This window comes from Acinetobacter sp. WCHA45 (assembly GCF_002165255.2).
GTDB lineage: Bacteria > Pseudomonadota > Gammaproteobacteria > Pseudomonadales > Moraxellaceae > Acinetobacter.
The window spans coordinates 1,701,495-1,716,973 of sequence record NZ_CP028561.1 but is presented as its reverse complement, the minus strand read 5'-3'; the positions used below and the strand labels follow the sequence as shown (position 1 = coordinate 1,716,973).

Genomic DNA, 15,479 nt, shown 5'->3' with positions numbered 1-15,479 from the left:
TAGAGCAAAAAAGAGGAATAAATCCTCTTTTGCTTAGTTAATTAAAAATTATTGCTTTACGACCTTAGTTTTTGCCAATTTATCGTGCAAAGTTTGGCGATTTTTATTAAATGCAAAGAAAGCATAGTCGATAATTGTAATAAATGGCATAAACAATAGATTCAGAATGATAAATAAAGCACTTCTCAACCAAAAAGCTCTAATCGTATTGATTGCCGTATGTGTTTCAGCATCTACGATTTTAATTTTGGTTATTTTTTTACCAATGCTTTGTCCAGACTTCGCAATTAAAAAAGCTTGCAGTATCAACATTAGGATCAAATAAACAAAAATACTCATCCATGCTTCATTTGGAATAAGCTGCATAAGTTGATGCTGCAACTCAGCTGCTTCACTTGAAGCGACTTGGCTTGCTTGTAATTGCTTTTGAATTTTAAATAATTCTGTGTACTGGCTTTCGTTAAAGAAAAAAGATGGTATAGCAGCCATCGGCAGCCAAAGTGTTAAGTCAATCACCTTAGCGAGTGCACGAGAATGAAATGAGGCGAGTTCAGATGTTTTTTGTTCAACTTTAATTTTAAAAGTTGACTGCTCAGTTTGATTGTTAATTTGATGATTAAATGATGAATAACCTACAGGTTCGTAGACAAGTTTTCCTTGAGTGAGTTCGCCAAGAGTTTTCCATTCACCCATACCTTCGTGCCACACCAAGTCTGTAAGTAATACTTGTTGGCTAGAAAGCATTTGGTTCAGTTGGTCTAAACTATAAGGTCCAGCTTGTTGGTTATTACGAGCCAAGTAAATTTGCATAATTAAAAATTCTCAATGACTAAAGATGAAAAAAGACCCTACGAAAGGGTCTTTTTTAAAAAGACTAGGCTTTCTTGATTTGTTCTTCAGCAAGGAAGAACCAAGTATCAAGCACTGAGTCAGGGTTAAGTGACACAGATTCAATACCTTGTTCCATGAGCCATTTAGCAAGGTCAGGGTGGTCTGAAGGACCTTGACCACAAATACCAACGTATTTTCCTGCTTTACGGCATGCATGAATTGCCATTGAAAGAAGCGCTTTAACTGCTGCATCACGTTCATCAAACAAGTGAGAAACAATACCAGAATCACGGTCAAGACCAAGTGTTAATTGTGTTAAATCATTTGAACCAATTGAGAAACCATCAAAATGTTCAAGGAATTGTTCAGCCAATAAAGCATTGGTTGGAAGCTCACACATCATGATGATTTTTAGACCATTTTCACCACGTTTTAAACCATTTTGAGCAAGCAACTCAATCACACGTTTTGCTTCTGACACTGTACGCACGAATGGAATCATGATTTGAATATTGGTTAAACCCATTTCATCACGGGCTTTCTTCAAAGCACGGCACTCAAGCTCAAAACAGTCACGGAAGTTGTCAGATACGTAACGACTTGCACCTCGGAAACCCAACATCGGGTTTTCTTCTTCTGGCTCGTATAATTTACCGCCGATTAAGTTTGCATATTCATTTGACTTAAAGTCAGACATACGAACGATGACTGGTTTTTCAGCAAATGCAGCTGCAAGTGTTGAAATACCTTCAACTAACTTTTCTACATAGAATTCGATTGGCGAAGAATAACCTGATGTACGTGTCATTACAGCAGCACGTGTTTCACGTGGTAGGCTGTCAATATTGAGAAGCGCTTTAGGATGTACACCGATCATACGGTTAATGATGAATTCAAGACGTGCAAGACCAATCCCTTCATTTGGAATTTGAGCAAAGTCGAATGCACGGTCTGGATTACCAACATTCATCATAATCTTAAATGGAAGTTTTGGCATTGAGTGAATTGAGTTACGTTGCACCTCAAAATCTAATGCGCCTTCATAGATAAAGCCTGTATCACCTTCAGCACACGAAACAGTGACTTCTTGACCATCGGTTAATACTTCTGTTGCATTACCACAACCCACGATTGCTGGTACACCTAACTCACGTGCAATGATTGCAGCGTGACAAGTACGGCCACCACGATTGGTCACAATCGCTGCGGCACGTTTCATGACTGGCTCCCAATCTGGGTCAGTCATGTCTGATACAAGTACATCACCGTCTTGTACTTTATCCATTTCTTTAATTGAGGTGACGACACGAACTTTACCCGAACCGATACGTTGACCAATTGAACGACCTTCACAGATGACAGTGCCACGTTGTTTTAATAGGTAACGTTCCATTGTGCCGACATTTTGACGGCTTTTAACAGTTTCAGGACGTGCTTGAACGATGTAGATTTGACCATCATCACCATCTTTCGCCCATTCGATGTCCATTGGCGAGCCGTAATGTTGTTCAATAATCAATGCTTGTTTAGCAAGTTCATGTAATTCATGATCATTTAATGCGAATTGTTGACGCTCTGGTTTTTCAACATCAACCACAACAACGGATTTACCTGCAGCGCCTTCTTCACCATAAATCATTTTTTGGTGTTTAGAACCGAGATTGCGGCGTAAAACTGAGTGTTTACCTGCATTTAACAATGGTTTTGACAAATAGAATTCGTCAGGGTTGACAGCTCCCTGAACAACCATTTCACCCAGACCGTATGATGCAGTAATAAATACCACATCACGGAAACCAGATTCTGTGTCAAGCGTAAACATTACACCTGCAGCACCAGTCTCTGAACGAACCATACGTTGTACACCCGCAGATAGGGCAACAACACTGTGTTCAAAACCTTGGTGTACACGGTACGCGATGGCACGGTCATTATAAAGCGAAGCAAAAACTTCTTTAATCGCGATAAGAACGTTATCAATTCCGCGAATATTTAAGAAAGTTTCTTGTTGTCCTGCAAAAGAAGCATCAGGTAAATCTTCTGCAGTCGCAGAAGAACGTACAGCAACAGCGATGTCTGGATTACCGTTTGAAAGTGCTGTAAACGCGTCACGAATTTCTTGTTCTAAATTAGCAGTAAGTGGGGTATCAACGATCCATTTACGGATTTTAGCGCCTGTCTCTATAAGTGCGTTTACATCATCAACATTTAGCTGCTCAAGTTCAGCCTGAATTCGAGCATTTAAGCCGCTTTGATCCAAGAACTCACGATAGGCAGCAGCAGTTGTTGCAAAACCACCAGGTACCGATACACCAGCATTGGATAAATGGCTGATCATTTCACCCAAAGATGAGTTTTTCCCACCTACGAGTTCGACATCGTGTTTCCCTAATTTTTCCAGACCGATTACGCGCGCTTCCAAAGTATTTACTCCACTTTTTTTGCAGTATGAATGACCATCATTGGTATGAAATTATACGAATGTGCTTAGATTTAGTATTTTACTAAGCGACAGTCATGTTAGATGAGTTTACTATAAAGATTATAGAGCACTAAGACAAATGTTTAAGGAGAATTTTGATGCCCGAAAGTAAACAAATTAAACGGAGTGTATTTTTTATTTCGGATGGTACTGCAATTACCGCAGAAACCCTTGGACATTCACTACTTGCGCAATTTCCGAATGTCGATTTTGATATTCATATTATGCCTTATATTACCACTGAAGAAGCTGCAATGAATGTGGTGGTTGACATCAATGGATGCCAATCAAGAGATGGATGTTTACCACTTGTTTTTGACACATTGGTAGACCCACATGTTCGTGAAATTATTAATACAGCTAAAGCCGTAAATTTGGATGTTTTCGAGGGATTAATTAGTAAACTCGAGCAAGAGTTGGGGACACCACCAACAACTTTAGTTGGACAGACCCATGCTGTAACAGATTCTGAATCTTATAAGGCTCGTATTGATGCAGTACATTTTGCATTAGACAATGATGATGGTGCTCGAACTCGTCATTATGATAAAGCTGACTTGATTTTAGTTGGCGTTTCTCGATCTGGGAAAACACCAACCTCGATTTATTTATCATTACAGTTTGGAATTCGTGTTGCGAACTATCCTTTAACTGAAGAAGATTTAGATGATAATCGTCTACCTGCTGTGCTACGAGCACATAAAAATAAGCTCTTTGGTTTAATGATTGATGCTGAGCGATTGGTCGCTATTCGTAGCGAACGAAAAGCCAATAGTCGTTATGCAAGTTTTAGTCAGTGCCAAATGGAATTACGTGCCATAGAGGGTATTTATATTTCTGAAGGTATTAAGTATTTGAACGTCACTGAAATGTCGATTGAAGAAATTTCAACGCGTATTTTACAGTTGACTGGTTTAAAACGTCGTATTGGCTAAATAGTATCTTTAAATGAGAAGCGTAGAGGATAGGCTACGCTTTTTTATTTTTTTATTTTGAAGAAATAAGATTGGGAACCTCATAAAGCACCGCTTGATACCATTCAGGTCGATTTTGACTGTAAAAACCATGAAAGCTCGGATGAGACACTTGATGACATCCGTACAGACAAAAGCTTGAAGAATAATATTGATATTATGTTGCAGGATAAAAACTATAAACCTCAACGAAAGTATCTATGTTACGGCAAGAAAAATACCTCCTATCAATACTTGGGCGTTGTGAAATAAGCATTGCGGAACGAGGCAATGCTTATTTGAAAATAGGATTGCCTACTGGTTTTTTAGCTCCATGAGCAAGCTAAAGTTTTCCAGACGTTTTTGTGTATCGTAAATATCACAGGTGAAGATAAACTCATCTACATCATATTGCGCGGCAATTTTTTCCAGTCCTGTTTTGACAGTTTCCTGTGAACCAATTTGAGCCATTGCATAGAAATTCTGGATGGCGAGTTGCTCAGCGCTGCTTGCCAGACATTGTATTGATTCAGTTGGCGGTTTGAGTTTTAGACTGTGCCCCCGAATCAGGTTTAAAATACGCTGATAAGAACTGGTAGCTAAATATTGTGCTTCTTCATAAGTTGCCGCAACGACTGTTGGTACGCCCATTGACACATAAGGTTTATCAAGATATTCAGATGCTTGAAAATTCTCACGGTAAATTTCGATTGCTTGACCTAACATACGTGGAGCGAAATGTGATGCAAAAGAATAGGGAAGTCCCAACTTTGCAGCAAGCTGTGCGCTAAACAGACTTGAGCCTAGCAACCAGACAGGTACATGAGTGCCTTGACCTGGGGTGGCAATAATTTTCTGGTTGGGCTGTGGGTCTTTAAAATATTGCAAAATTTCCATTACATCCCGAGGAAATTGATCTTCGGTTTCTTGATGCCCGCGTCGTAATGCACGCATCGTCATTTGATCAGTTCCTGGAGCACGCCCCAAACCAAGTTCAAAACGATTTGGATAAAGTGTTGCTAAAGTCCCGAATTGTTCTGCAACAACTAATGGTGCATGATTAGGTAACATGATGCCACCAGAACCTAAGCGAATTTTGTGTGTATTTGCTGCGATGAATCCTAGTAAAACTGCCGTTGCGGAACTCGCAATTCCATCCATATTGTGATGTTCAGCTAACCAGAAACGTTCATAACCAAGCTTTTCAGCGTGTTGAGCAACTTCTAGTGCATGACGAAGTGAAAATTCAATACTTTTATCGTCTCTGACAGGAGCTAACTCCAAAATTGAAAATTTGATCTCTTGTAGTGACTTCATTTTTTAACTCTCAAAATCATATATCGAAATAATACGATATTAGTTTGTTTTTGTATATCGAATATTGTCGATATTTGTTGTGAATTGGATAAAACAAAAAAGCGCCCGAAGGCGCCAAAAGAGAAAGTGTTAGGATTTGATGATTAATCTTTATACCAACCACGGTGATAGCCATTATCATGACGGTAATGATGACGAGATTTATAGTATCTACGATCATCATAAGAACGACGGTTGTCGTAACGGCGCTCATCGTAAGAACGACGATTTTCGTAGCGGCGGTCTTCTTCACGATCTTGACCAACTTTTTGACCTAAAGCCGCACCACCTGCTGCACCCAAACCAGCACCAATATAGCCACCACTCGTTCCACCGACATTACGTCCAACGGTGTAACCACCAACACCGCCTAGTCCACCACCAATGGCGGCTTCAGTGCGATCACGTTTATTGCTTGATGCTGCTGCACCACCAGCACCACCAATTGAGGAACCAATCATGGCACCCGTATTACCGCCAAGTTGTTTACCAACTGCTGTACCAACAATACTACCAAGTGCTGAAGTTGCTGCAACTCGTGCTGTATTATCTGCATGTGCAACAGTCATCATTGATGAGGTTGCCAAGATGACGCTACATAACCACATATTCGATTTCATGGTGAAACTCCTTATCCATTCTTTTGGACAGTATTCTTTTGCTTGAGATAAATGTAACAGGACTTTTAAGTGAAAATATGGAGCGCAATAGGATGATTGAGAGAGTTTGGCGAGAGTTTTGTATATGTTCTATTACAAATGAACAGATTGTGAATAAATTATAAAAAATAAGAATGAGTATGTTGTAAGCAATGATGCCTAGCTGAATCGAGTACAATAGACTGAGTTTGAGATGAGGATATAGTTATGCTGTTGGAAAAAATTTTGCAATCGCAAGGCTTTGGTTCAAGAAAGTATTGCCAACAGATAATTAAAAATGGTTCTGTGCAGATTGAAGGACAAATTTGTGAAAACCCTAAACAGAATATAAATACGGACCAGCTTTGTTTTCAAGTATTTGGCGAAGAATACCAATATCGAGAACATCTCTACATTGTTTTAAATAAACCGAAGGGCTATGAATGTTCACATCAGGCAACGCATCATAAAAGTGTATTTAGCCTACTGCCTGAAATTTTGATCCATCGGGGTATTCAATGCGTGGGAAGACTAGACCAAGATACCACAGGATTATTGTTATTGACTGATGATGGTCAATATTTACAAGCCTTAACCAATCCGCGTAAGCATGTGCCAAAAGTTTATCATGTAACGACTGCCGATCCGATTTCAGCAGAGCAATTAATGGCTTTAGAACAGGGAGTTGAGCTAAGGAATGAAAAAGGTATTTATGCCGCAACCAATCTTCAACTATTTTCCACACATCAATTGGCAATGACAATTCATCAAGGTGTCTACCATCAAGTTAAACGTATGCTTGCCGCAGTCGGAAATAAAGTTGAGCTTTTACATCGCCAACAAATAGGATTACTTGAGCTTCCTGAATTACCAGAAGGTAAATGGATTTATCTTACATCTTCGCAAAAACAATTGAGTCAAAATATTGCTTTAGATATCGAGTAACTATTTTAAAAAACAGTGAAAGGTCTTGAATTCATCATCTTGAATAAATCCCATTTGTTCGTAAAGACGGCGAGACTCATAATTATTTTTTTGTGTTTCGAGACTAATTCTTTGTGCATTTTCATGGCGAGCAAAAAGGATTGCGGTGTCAATTAATTGCTTAGCTGATCCTTGTTTTCGATAAGATGGGGTTACATAAACATCATCTAAAATATAATAGGTTTCGCAAGAAACAGATGAAAAAGCAAGGTACAGTAAAACAAAGCCTGTGAGCACATCATCTTTAACGTGAATGAAAATGACACTATCTTTATTTTCGAAACGATGTTTTAGAAATTGATAGGATTGTTCAATATTGGATGATGTACCATAGAATTGACGGTATTCATCAAACAAGACAGCAAGTTGGTGAAGATCTTCTTTTGTTGCTCGTTTAACAATCATTCCTGTCCATCCTTGCATTTATAGTTTTATTTGGACTGTCAGAATAACGAAAAAATTTAAGCTTAAAAAATAAAAACTTGTTTATAAATGCAACATTGTTAAGTTTTGTCACTTTCACCTAACAGTGCATTCAATTCTTCAAATAGATCTTCATGATCGTCTTCAACATCCAAATCTATAGCAGTTGAAGGATCATTTATTGCTGCATTTTTAGATTTACGGAGCTTGAGTAACTGTTCCATATTAATGTTTTGATTTTCAATCGCAAAAGGAATTGATTTCGTCAACACAACTTGTTTAAAGAAAAGACGAACAGCTTGGGCAGGGGATATACCTAACTGCTTAAAAACGGCAAATGCCTGCTTTTTTTCCTGAGAATCAAGTCGAACCTGATAAACTTCTGTTTTTCGCATGAAAGATATGACCAAATTTTTTTAGTTATCATCATGTATTCTAAACCATTGCAATGTAATTTCAATATTTCTGAAGTGAAAAAAATAACAATTTTGTCATTACGTTGTATTTACAATGTCAATTCAAATTTAGAATTAAAATGCATTTCTTGATTTAAAACGGGATCGATAAAATAAATCTCTTTTGCTAACAACTGGAGCGGTTGTTCAAAGTCATCATCGGCTTTATGTGCGACAACTGGATAAAACGGATCATTTAAAATTGGAATGCCTAAGTAATTAAGGTGCACACGCAATTGATGTTGTTTACCCGTCTTGGGTTTAAGCTGATATTTTGCGTAATGTTGATTGTGTTCCAAAAGCGCTATCAAAGTTTCAGAATTCTGAGGTTTTTCAGAATTAATTTGCATCGTATAAAACGGCTGACCTTTTTCTAAATGTAATTGCACAGTTCGCGGAAAAGTCATTTTAAGATCATACGCTGCAATGGCATGATAGATTTTTTGAACTTTCCGATCTGCAAAAAGTTGTTGGTAGATTCCGCGCGATTCAGGTTTCTTGCTGAATAAAACCACGCCTGCCGTTTCCCGATCCAGTCGATGAATCGGGGTTATATCCTTATATCCAGTTTGCTTTTTTAAACGTACTAATAATGTTTCCTGAACATATTGCCCAGTTGGAGTCATCGTAAGAAAGTGGGGTTTATCAACCACGAGTAAATGTTCATTTTCGTATAAAATCTCATGCTGAAAAGGTACATGAGTTTCTTGAGCTAGGAAACGATAATAAAAAATATGGGTATTTGCTGTATAGGGACTTTCCAGCTTCAGGATTGAACCATCAGCAGCGTAAATCAGTTGGTCTGCAAAACGCTGTTGCCATTCTTGCGGCTGAATATGGGGGAAATGCTGGCAAAGATATTTAAAAATGGTAGGTGCCGAAATATTTTGAGGTAAAAAGACTTTACTGGCACTGACACCATTGATCACTGGAGGGATAAAATTTTCAACCGTATTCATATTATTTTGAGTGATGCTGAAGAATGAAAATTTGGGACATATCCATGGTCAAACATTTTTACAAAAGTTTGAGGTGTTAACACAGTAACTATAAGATTTTGAGGTAATTCAATTTTCTTTTGATAGCCATCAAAAGACCAAATCAAATAACAGTTTTCTTTATAAACTACAATCGCTTCAGAAGCATATTCAAAAAAAGTTCCAATAGGCAGTTCTGAAAGATTTGCTTGAAATGTATGCTGCATTTTTTCAGCATTAATTCGATCTTGGTGGATACGTTTATCCATTTCTTTTGCTGAAATTGATATACCTGCATTGTTGATATTTAACCAGATTTTTTTAAACTCTTGATAACGTTTTCTTTGGCATTCGCCACAGGGACGATGTCCTGCAGATAAAGCTGTGGCTTCATCTAAAAAAAATAATTCTGAATAAGAGTCACCAAAAACTTCTCTTTTAATATTACCGAATGTTGTTAAACAATGAATCCATGACTGTGTTGCCCATTGTTTAATAATCTGTTTATTCGAGTTATGGATACGACCGCCACGATTTCCCATCAGCATCGCTTTTTTAGAAGGATGCTGATGCAATTTTCCCCAAGGGTTTACTCTATTTTGTAATGTCATATTTAAAATCTTGAACGTTTTAAAAAGAAGCAATTCATTTCGGTGCATTAGGCTTTAACGCAGGGCGATGTTATCATAGCGGGTATCCCAATTTTATTCTATTTGCCATGTCATATTCAGTGAAATTTACTTTAAATCATCAACAAGACACTCAAAAATTTGCGCAAGTGCTCTCACAACAAGTGCATTCAGGGGTTATATATTTGATTGGTGATTTAGGGGCTGGAAAAACGACATTTACGCGTTACTTTATCCAGAATCTTGGGCATCAAGGTTCAGTAAAAAGCCCAACTTATACCTTGGTTGAGCCATATACCATTCAAGGCAAAGAAATTTTCCATTTTGATTTGTATCGTTTAGATGATCCCTATGAATTAGAACTGATGGGAATTCGTGATTATTTAGAAACCCCAGATGCTTTATTCTTATTTGAATGGCCTTCAAAAGGTGGAGACGAAATACCAAAAGCTGATGTAGTGATTGATATTCAAAAATCGGATGATGAATTGACTCGGTTTGTTACGCTAACCACTGAATCCGAATCTTTATCTCAAACTTTGCAGGAACAATTGAATGGCGCATGATTCAATTCGTCGTATTCATACCCTTGATGCTGCCTTAGCCAACCAGATTGCTGCGGGTGAGGTGATTGAACGTCCATCATCAGTTGTTAAAGAATTATTAGAAAATGCAATCGATGCTGGCGCAACCGAACTTATTATTCGGGTAGCGCAAGGTGGTTCGACCCTGATTGAAATCATTGATAATGGTCATGGAATTCATCCTGAAGATTTACCATTAGCGGTGATGCGGCATGCGACAAGTAAAATTAAAACATCGGAAGACTTGCATGCGATTGTTAGTTTAGGCTTTCGTGGAGAGGCATTAGCTTCGATTGCTGCGGTATCACGTTTGACGTTGACCAGTAGCCAAGATGAACAAGGCGTGGGTTATCAGGTTGAAGTGAATGGAACAGCATTTGATCATCAACAAATACAGGCTGTTGCAGCACAAAAAGGTACACATATTCGTGTACAAGATTTATTTTTCAATGTGCCAGCGCGCCGAAAGTTTTTAAAAAAACCAAGTACAGAATTTGGTCATATTGAAGAAATAGTCCGTCGTTTGGCTTTGACTCATTTTGAAATTCGTTTTGTACTCGAACATAATGATAATATTCGTTTAAATTTGCCGATTGCTGATAGTGGTGAATTACGTTATCAGCGTGTCCAGCAGTTATTAGGTCAACAGTTTATTCAAAATGCCTATTGGATCGATGCTGAAAGTATCAATATGCGTTTGTCAGGTTGGTTAGGGCATCCGTCTGATGCACGGGCACAGGCTGACATGCAATATGTGTATGTGAATGGTCGTATTGTCAAAGACAAAACCATTTCACATGCGTTACGTATGGCCTATGAAGGAATTTTGCATGGTCATCAACATTCATCTTATTTATTGTTTTTAGAAGTTGATCCTGAAAATATCGATGTGAATGTACACCCGACCAAACATGAAATTCGTTTTTTGAACCAGCGTGAAGTACATGAGTTTGTACGGCATTATGCCAAAGCAACCTTGTCTCAATTTCAAACCGCAACTGCTGATTTAGCACAAGCGATGAAAACAGATGAAGCTGAGGCAGAAAATTTTAATTATCAGCCTCAGCCAAAATACCAAGAACAATTCAATTTACATCGAGCAGTAGCTGAGCCTGAACGACAAGCCAATCAGCAGGTTGTTGTTGCGACAGATTTACTCACTGAGTTTAATCAAAGCCGCCCACAGGCAGTGCATTACAATTCAACACCTCAAGAACCACGTTATAATGGCTCTGCACAGTTAAATAATGCACTCAAAAGCTATTTAGCGCCTTTACGTGAAGAAACAGAAGATGGAAATAATCAAGACCCATCACGTGTAGATGAGTTTCCTTTGGGGATTGCAATCGCACAACTGCATGGCATCTATATTTTGGCGCAAAATACTGAAGGCCTGATCATTGTGGATATGCATGCGGCACATGAACGTATCTTGTTGCAGCAGATGAAGTCGGCATGGGATAAACCTGAATTTTGGACTTCGCAACAATTGCTGATTCCTAAAGTTGTTTCCATTACTCGTATGCAAGCGACTCGCGTTGAAGATTTACAACCACAATTAGAACGTTTGGGGTTAGAAATTGATCAATACGGGGATGATCAAGTGATTGTGCGTGGTGTGCCTGCCATTTTGCATAAAGCTGACTTTAGTAATTTAATTCCAGAATTATTAAATGATCTTGATCCAAATGATGAAGCCAGAGGCCTATTACAAAAACGTGATGAGCTTCTTGCTGGTATGGCGTGTCATGGGGCTGTAAGAGCACATCGACAACTCAGTCTTTCGGAAATGAATGCTTTATTACGCCAAATGGAACAAACTGAATTTGCCAGTCAATGTAATCATGGGCGTCCAACTTGGCGCGCATTTCCATTACATCAATTAGATAAATTATTTGCTCGAGGAGAGTAGTTTTACATGTCAAATCAATTGCCCGTCATCAATTTAATGGGGCCTACCGCAAGTGGTAAAACAGCATTGGCATGCGAACTCTATGAGCGTGGAAATTTTGAACTGATTTCTGTGGATTCAGCTTTAGTTTATAAAGATATGGATATTGGGACTGCTAAACCCACAAAAGAAGAGCAACAACAATACCCGCATCACTTAATCGATATTATTACGCCATTGGATGTATACTCAGCAGCACAATTTGTTGAAGATGTTTGCCCATTAATTGATGACATGCATTCGCGTGGCAAAACACCAATTTTAGTGGGCGGCACAATGCTATATTTTAAATCGCTACTTGAAGGATTAGCTGATAATCTACCGAATGCGGATCAAAGTATTCGTGATGCAATTCTCGCTAAAGCTGATCTTGAAGGCTGGCAGTCTGTTTATGATGAATTGGCTTCTGTTGATCCAATTGCTGGACAAAAGTTCAAAGTTTCAGATAAACAAAGAATTATTAGGGCATTAGAAGTTTACCGAATTACAGGTGAACCCATAACAAAACTACAGGCAGAGCAGCCTAAAAATCAACCCTATCGTTACAAATTTCATAATTACGCATTGATGCCAGATCGGGTAGAATTACATCAACGTATTGAGCAACGTTTAAGCAAAATGTGGAGTATTGGATTTTTAAATGAAGTAGAGGAATTAATTGGAAAATACGATTTAAGTGGTAATTTACCATCCATGCGGTCTGTGGGTTATCGTCAAGCTTTAGATCTTTTATTAAAAAGTGACCTAAGTCTCAAAAATAAAGTAGAAATGGAGAACAAAGCATTATTTGCGACACGGCAACTTGCCAAACGTCAATACACTTGGTTACGTTCTTTGCAAGAAACACACGATTTTAAAACTTACGTGACGATAAAGCAGGCGAAAGAAGACTTGCGAAACTTCTTTGGATAAAGCAAAATTCGCAGACTGTCTTTTTATAATTTTTAGTTGAAAAATAAAGATAGTTTTTTTGCGCTGATTTAAAAATTTTTTGGAGTTACAAATGTCTAAAGGTCAAACTTTACAAGATCCGTTCTTAAATTCTCTCCGTAAAGAACGTATTCCAGTTTCTATTTTCCTCGTGAACGGTATTAAATTACAGGGGCATATTGAGTCTTTTGATCAATATGTAGTTTTATTAAAAAACACTGTAAGTCAAATGGTTTATAAACACGCGATTTCTACAGTTGTACCTGCGCGTAACCCACGTCCAGCTGGCGCACAAGGTGCTACTGGTGGTTTCCCTGCACAAGGTGCTACTGGTGGTTTCGGTGGTCAAGGTTCTACTGGCGGCTTTGGTGGTCAAGGTGGCTTTGGTGGTCAAGGTGGCTTTGGCGGTCAAGGTGGCTTCGGTGGTCAAGGTGGCTTCGGTGGTCAAGGTGGCTTCGGTGGTCAAGGTGGCTTCGGTGGTCAAGGTGGCTTTGGTGGTCAAGGTGGCTTCGGTCATCAAGGTGGCTTCGATAGCGAAACTAAATTTGAAGATGGTCAAGAAGACGAAAATAATCGTTAATTGATCTATGATCTTTTAAAAAAGCCAGTCTAATAATAGACTGGCTTTTTTTGTGTTTTTACATAGCTAGAAAAACTATGGAAATGATTGTTGCAGCTGCGTGCTGTAGTGTCTTGGTCTCGATTCTTTTAAAATATTTAAAAGCAAAAGGTTTTGATGTTTTTCAAATCATTGCGTGGAATTATTTGAGCGCAAGCCTTTTATGCTTTTATTGGTTTAAAACTGATATTACTCATATTTCTCTCAATAATACACCTTGGTGGTTAATTCTTGTTTTAGGTCTATTATTACCAAGTATATTTTTATGCTTAGCCAAGTCGCTACAATTCGCTGGTATCTTAAAAACGGAAATTGCTCAGCGGCTTGCAGTCATACTGTCGTTATTGGCTGCCTATTTTATTTTTGGTGAGCAATTTAGCCAATTGAAATTAATTGGGGTTGTTTTCGGAGTTATGGCAATTTTAGCGATCATTATAGGACAGACCACAGAGCAGGCAAGTAAAGGCATGAGCTTAAAATCAGCCTTATTTTTGTTTAGTGTTTGGGCGGGTTATGCAGCAATTGATGTATTACTAAAATATAGCAGTAGTTTAGGCTTACAGTTTGCGGTCACGCTAAATTTAACTTTTATTACAGCTTTTATTCTGTCCATCGCTTATATCGCAATTACTCAACCGAATTGGCAACCTAAAAATATTTTTACAGGTTTGTTTTTGGGTGTACTGAATTTTGCCAATATTGCCTTATATGTCAAAGCTCATATGATTTTTAAAGAAACGCCTGCGATTGTATTTGCAGGGATGAATATTCTGGTGGTGGTATTGGGTGTACTCAGTGGCGTTGTGCTATTTAAAGAGCGATTAAAAGCATACACATGGATTGGATTGATTTGTGGTGTGGTTGCGGTGCTGTGTTTGGCCAAAGCGATGATGTAGAAGAGAGTAGAGCTTGTTCTACTCTCTTGAGCTTCATGTGATTATAAGTGTGTAAAAACCACTTCATCTGGGAGTCGTGATTTTGGCAGTTTTGCATTGAAATCACTGTCACTACGATAGCCGAGTGAAACAATCACAGATGCTTTTAAGCCTTTTTCAGTCAGTCCAAACTCTTCATTAATCAGCGTTCTGTCAAAACCTTCCATTGGTGTGGCATCAATTCCCTCTAAACCTGCTGCAAAAAGGAGTTGTCCGAGTGCAAGGTAGGTTTGATTCTCCATCCATGCAGGAAGATTTTTAAGTTCATTGCGATAGAACTCGACATAACCAGAACGGGTGTCACGTTGACCTTGTTTTGCAGCTGCATCTTTAAAGCGACCACTGGCATCATCTTGCTGTAGCAATTGTTCTAAGTATTCTGCTGAGATATCAGTACGCGTACAAAAGACCAAGGTATGTGAAGAGTTTAGAACTTTAGCTGCGTTATAGATGTAATTGCCTGTCAATGCTGATGCGATACGTTGTTTGGCTTCATCTGTTTCAGCAATTAAAAAATGCCAAGGTTGAATATTTACTGAAGAAGGGCTGAAGCGTAAAATTTAGAGTAGTTTTTCAAACTGTTCTTTTGGAATTTTTTTAGTCGCATCGTATGCCTTGGTGGTGTAACGTGTTTTGCGATGTGTAGGGAATCCATCTATTATCAACCAAATAAAAAATCAGTTTATTTTACTGGATATGTCAGGTAGGAAAAGTGTCTGAATGTGATTTGGT

Annotated in this window: 15 protein-coding genes and 1 pseudogene; 7 read left to right on the top strand and 9 right to left on the bottom strand. The window is 38.4% G+C overall.

All coding sequences use genetic code 11. From position 1 onward, the window contains the following. Positions 1–48 precede the first annotated feature (48 nt). Together CDG55_RS09680 and ppsA are read right to left on the bottom strand one after the other, a co-directional pair. Complete coding sequence (locus CDG55_RS09680) at positions 49–810, bottom strand: RDD family protein (RefSeq protein WP_087536106.1); 762 nt, start codon at positions 808–810, stop codon at positions 49–51. Between the two features lie 64 nt (positions 811–874). Beyond that, on the bottom strand, positions 875–3,253 hold the full coding sequence (gene ppsA / locus CDG55_RS09675) for a phosphoenolpyruvate synthase (protein ID WP_087536107.1): 2,379 nt from the start codon (positions 3,251–3,253) through the stop codon (positions 875–877). Between the two features lie 158 nt (positions 3,254–3,411). Here ppsA and CDG55_RS09670 point away from each other — a divergent pair, with 158 nt between their 5' ends. Then, the gene (locus tag CDG55_RS09670; RefSeq protein WP_004661375.1) at positions 3,412–4,248 is read left to right on the top strand and encodes a pyruvate, water dikinase regulatory protein; all 837 of its coding nucleotides are present in this window, start codon (positions 3,412–3,414) and stop codon (positions 4,246–4,248) included. Positions 4,249–4,581: 333 nt separating this feature from the next. Here the strand turns inward: CDG55_RS09670 and CDG55_RS09665 are convergent, their stop codons facing one another. Beyond that, positions 4,582–5,583: an LLM class flavin-dependent oxidoreductase gene (locus tag CDG55_RS09665; RefSeq protein WP_087536108.1), complete on the bottom strand. Its 1,002-nt coding sequence runs from the start codon at positions 5,581–5,583 to the stop codon at positions 4,582–4,584. Positions 5,584–5,726: 143 nt separating this feature from the next. Then, on the bottom strand, positions 5,727–6,242 hold the full coding sequence (locus CDG55_RS09660; protein WP_087536109.1) for a hypothetical protein: 516 nt from the start codon (positions 6,240–6,242) through the stop codon (positions 5,727–5,729). Between the two features lie 246 nt (positions 6,243–6,488). Between CDG55_RS09660 and CDG55_RS09655 the strand changes: the two genes are divergently transcribed. Continuing rightward, the gene (locus tag CDG55_RS09655) at positions 6,489–7,205 is read left to right on the top strand and encodes a pseudouridine synthase (protein WP_087536110.1); all 717 of its coding nucleotides are present in this window, start codon (positions 6,489–6,491) and stop codon (positions 7,203–7,205) included. Here CDG55_RS09655 and CDG55_RS09650 read toward each other — a convergent pair whose 3' ends face one another. The 4 genes from CDG55_RS09650 to CDG55_RS09635 form a co-directional block, all read right to left on the bottom strand. Beyond that, positions 7,206–7,649, bottom strand: coding sequence for a GNAT family N-acetyltransferase (locus tag CDG55_RS09650; RefSeq protein ID WP_087536111.1), 444 nt, complete (start codon positions 7,647–7,649; stop codon positions 7,206–7,208). Positions 7,650–7,747: 98 nt separating this feature from the next. Then, a complete protein-coding gene (locus tag CDG55_RS09645) occupies positions 7,748–8,062 on the bottom strand; it encodes a type II toxin-antitoxin system RelB/DinJ family antitoxin (protein ID WP_087536112.1) in 315 nt (104 codons plus the stop codon). A 110-nt stretch (positions 8,063–8,172) separates the two neighbouring features. Next, a complete protein-coding gene (locus CDG55_RS09640; RefSeq protein WP_087536113.1) occupies positions 8,173–9,081 on the bottom strand; it encodes a pseudouridine synthase in 909 nt (302 codons plus the stop codon). Then, on the bottom strand, positions 9,078–9,710 hold the full coding sequence (locus CDG55_RS09635; RefSeq protein WP_087536114.1) for a hypothetical protein: 633 nt from the start codon (positions 9,708–9,710) through the stop codon (positions 9,078–9,080). The genes CDG55_RS09640 and CDG55_RS09635 overlap by 4 nt, the downstream gene beginning before the upstream one ends. A 107-nt stretch (positions 9,711–9,817) precedes the next feature. Between CDG55_RS09635 and tsaE the strand changes: the two genes are divergently transcribed. The 5 genes from tsaE to CDG55_RS09610 all read left to right on the top strand — a co-directional run bounded on the left by tsaE (position 9,818) and on the right by CDG55_RS09610 (position 14,708). Beyond that, the gene (gene tsaE / locus CDG55_RS09630) at positions 9,818–10,294 is read left to right on the top strand and encodes a tRNA (adenosine(37)-N6)-threonylcarbamoyltransferase complex ATPase subunit type 1 TsaE (RefSeq protein ID WP_087536115.1); all 477 of its coding nucleotides are present in this window, start codon (positions 9,818–9,820) and stop codon (positions 10,292–10,294) included. Further along, positions 10,284–12,224 (top strand): DNA mismatch repair endonuclease MutL, encoded by a 1,941-nt coding sequence (gene mutL / locus CDG55_RS09625; protein WP_087536116.1) that lies wholly within the window; start codon positions 10,284–10,286, stop codon positions 12,222–12,224. Before tsaE ends, mutL begins: the two co-directional genes overlap by 11 nt. A 6-nt stretch (positions 12,225–12,230) precedes the next feature. After that, positions 12,231–13,175: a tRNA (adenosine(37)-N6)-dimethylallyltransferase MiaA gene (gene miaA / locus CDG55_RS09620; protein ID WP_087536117.1), complete on the top strand. Its 945-nt coding sequence runs from the start codon at positions 12,231–12,233 to the stop codon at positions 13,173–13,175. Positions 13,176–13,266: 91 nt separating this feature from the next. Further along, the gene (gene hfq, locus CDG55_RS09615) at positions 13,267–13,773 is read left to right on the top strand and encodes an RNA chaperone Hfq (RefSeq protein ID WP_087536118.1); all 507 of its coding nucleotides are present in this window, start codon (positions 13,267–13,269) and stop codon (positions 13,771–13,773) included. Between the two features lie 77 nt (positions 13,774–13,850). Further along, positions 13,851–14,708, top strand: coding sequence for an EamA family transporter (locus tag CDG55_RS09610; RefSeq protein ID WP_087536119.1), 858 nt, complete (start codon positions 13,851–13,853; stop codon positions 14,706–14,708). Between the two features lie 41 nt (positions 14,709–14,749). Here the strand turns inward: CDG55_RS09610 and nfsB are convergent. Beyond that, positions 14,750–15,406: pseudogene (gene nfsB, locus CDG55_RS09605) on the bottom strand (oxygen-insensitive NAD(P)H nitroreductase). Positions 15,407–15,479: the final 73 nt, after the last annotated feature.

What these genes read in the sequence shown, in the direction of transcription:
- CDG55_RS09680 (WP_087536106.1), bottom strand. Translation starts at nt 810, where the DNA reads ATGCAAATTTACTTGGCTCGTAATAACCAACAAGCTGGACCTTATAGT.
- CDG55_RS09670 (WP_004661375.1), top strand. Translation starts at nt 3,412, where the DNA reads ATGCCCGAAAGTAAACAAATTAAACGGAGTGTATTTTTTATTTCGGAT.
- CDG55_RS09665 (WP_087536108.1), bottom strand. Translation starts at nt 5,583, where the DNA reads ATGAAGTCACTACAAGAGATCAAATTTTCAATTTTGGAGTTAGCTCCT.
- CDG55_RS09660 (WP_087536109.1), bottom strand. Translation starts at nt 6,242, where the DNA reads ATGAAATCGAATATGTGGTTATGTAGCGTCATCTTGGCAACCTCATCA.
- CDG55_RS09655 (WP_087536110.1), top strand. Translation starts at nt 6,489, where the DNA reads ATGCTGTTGGAAAAAATTTTGCAATCGCAAGGCTTTGGTTCAAGAAAG.
- CDG55_RS09650 (WP_087536111.1), bottom strand. Translation starts at nt 7,649, where the DNA reads ATGATTGTTAAACGAGCAACAAAAGAAGATCTTCACCAACTTGCTGTC.
- CDG55_RS09645 (WP_087536112.1), bottom strand. Translation starts at nt 8,062, where the DNA reads ATGCGAAAAACAGAAGTTTATCAGGTTCGACTTGATTCTCAGGAAAAA.
- CDG55_RS09640 (WP_087536113.1), bottom strand. Translation starts at nt 9,081, where the DNA reads ATGAATACGGTTGAAAATTTTATCCCTCCAGTGATCAATGGTGTCAGT.
- CDG55_RS09635 (WP_087536114.1), bottom strand. Translation starts at nt 9,710, where the DNA reads ATGACATTACAAAATAGAGTAAACCCTTGGGGAAAATTGCATCAGCAT.
- tsaE (WP_087536115.1), top strand. Translation starts at nt 9,818, where the DNA reads ATGTCATATTCAGTGAAATTTACTTTAAATCATCAACAAGACACTCAA.
- mutL (WP_087536116.1), top strand. Translation starts at nt 10,284, where the DNA reads ATGGCGCATGATTCAATTCGTCGTATTCATACCCTTGATGCTGCCTTA.
- miaA (WP_087536117.1), top strand. Translation starts at nt 12,231, where the DNA reads ATGTCAAATCAATTGCCCGTCATCAATTTAATGGGGCCTACCGCAAGT.
- hfq (WP_087536118.1), top strand. Translation starts at nt 13,267, where the DNA reads ATGTCTAAAGGTCAAACTTTACAAGATCCGTTCTTAAATTCTCTCCGT.
- CDG55_RS09610 (WP_087536119.1), top strand. Translation starts at nt 13,851, where the DNA reads ATGGAAATGATTGTTGCAGCTGCGTGCTGTAGTGTCTTGGTCTCGATT.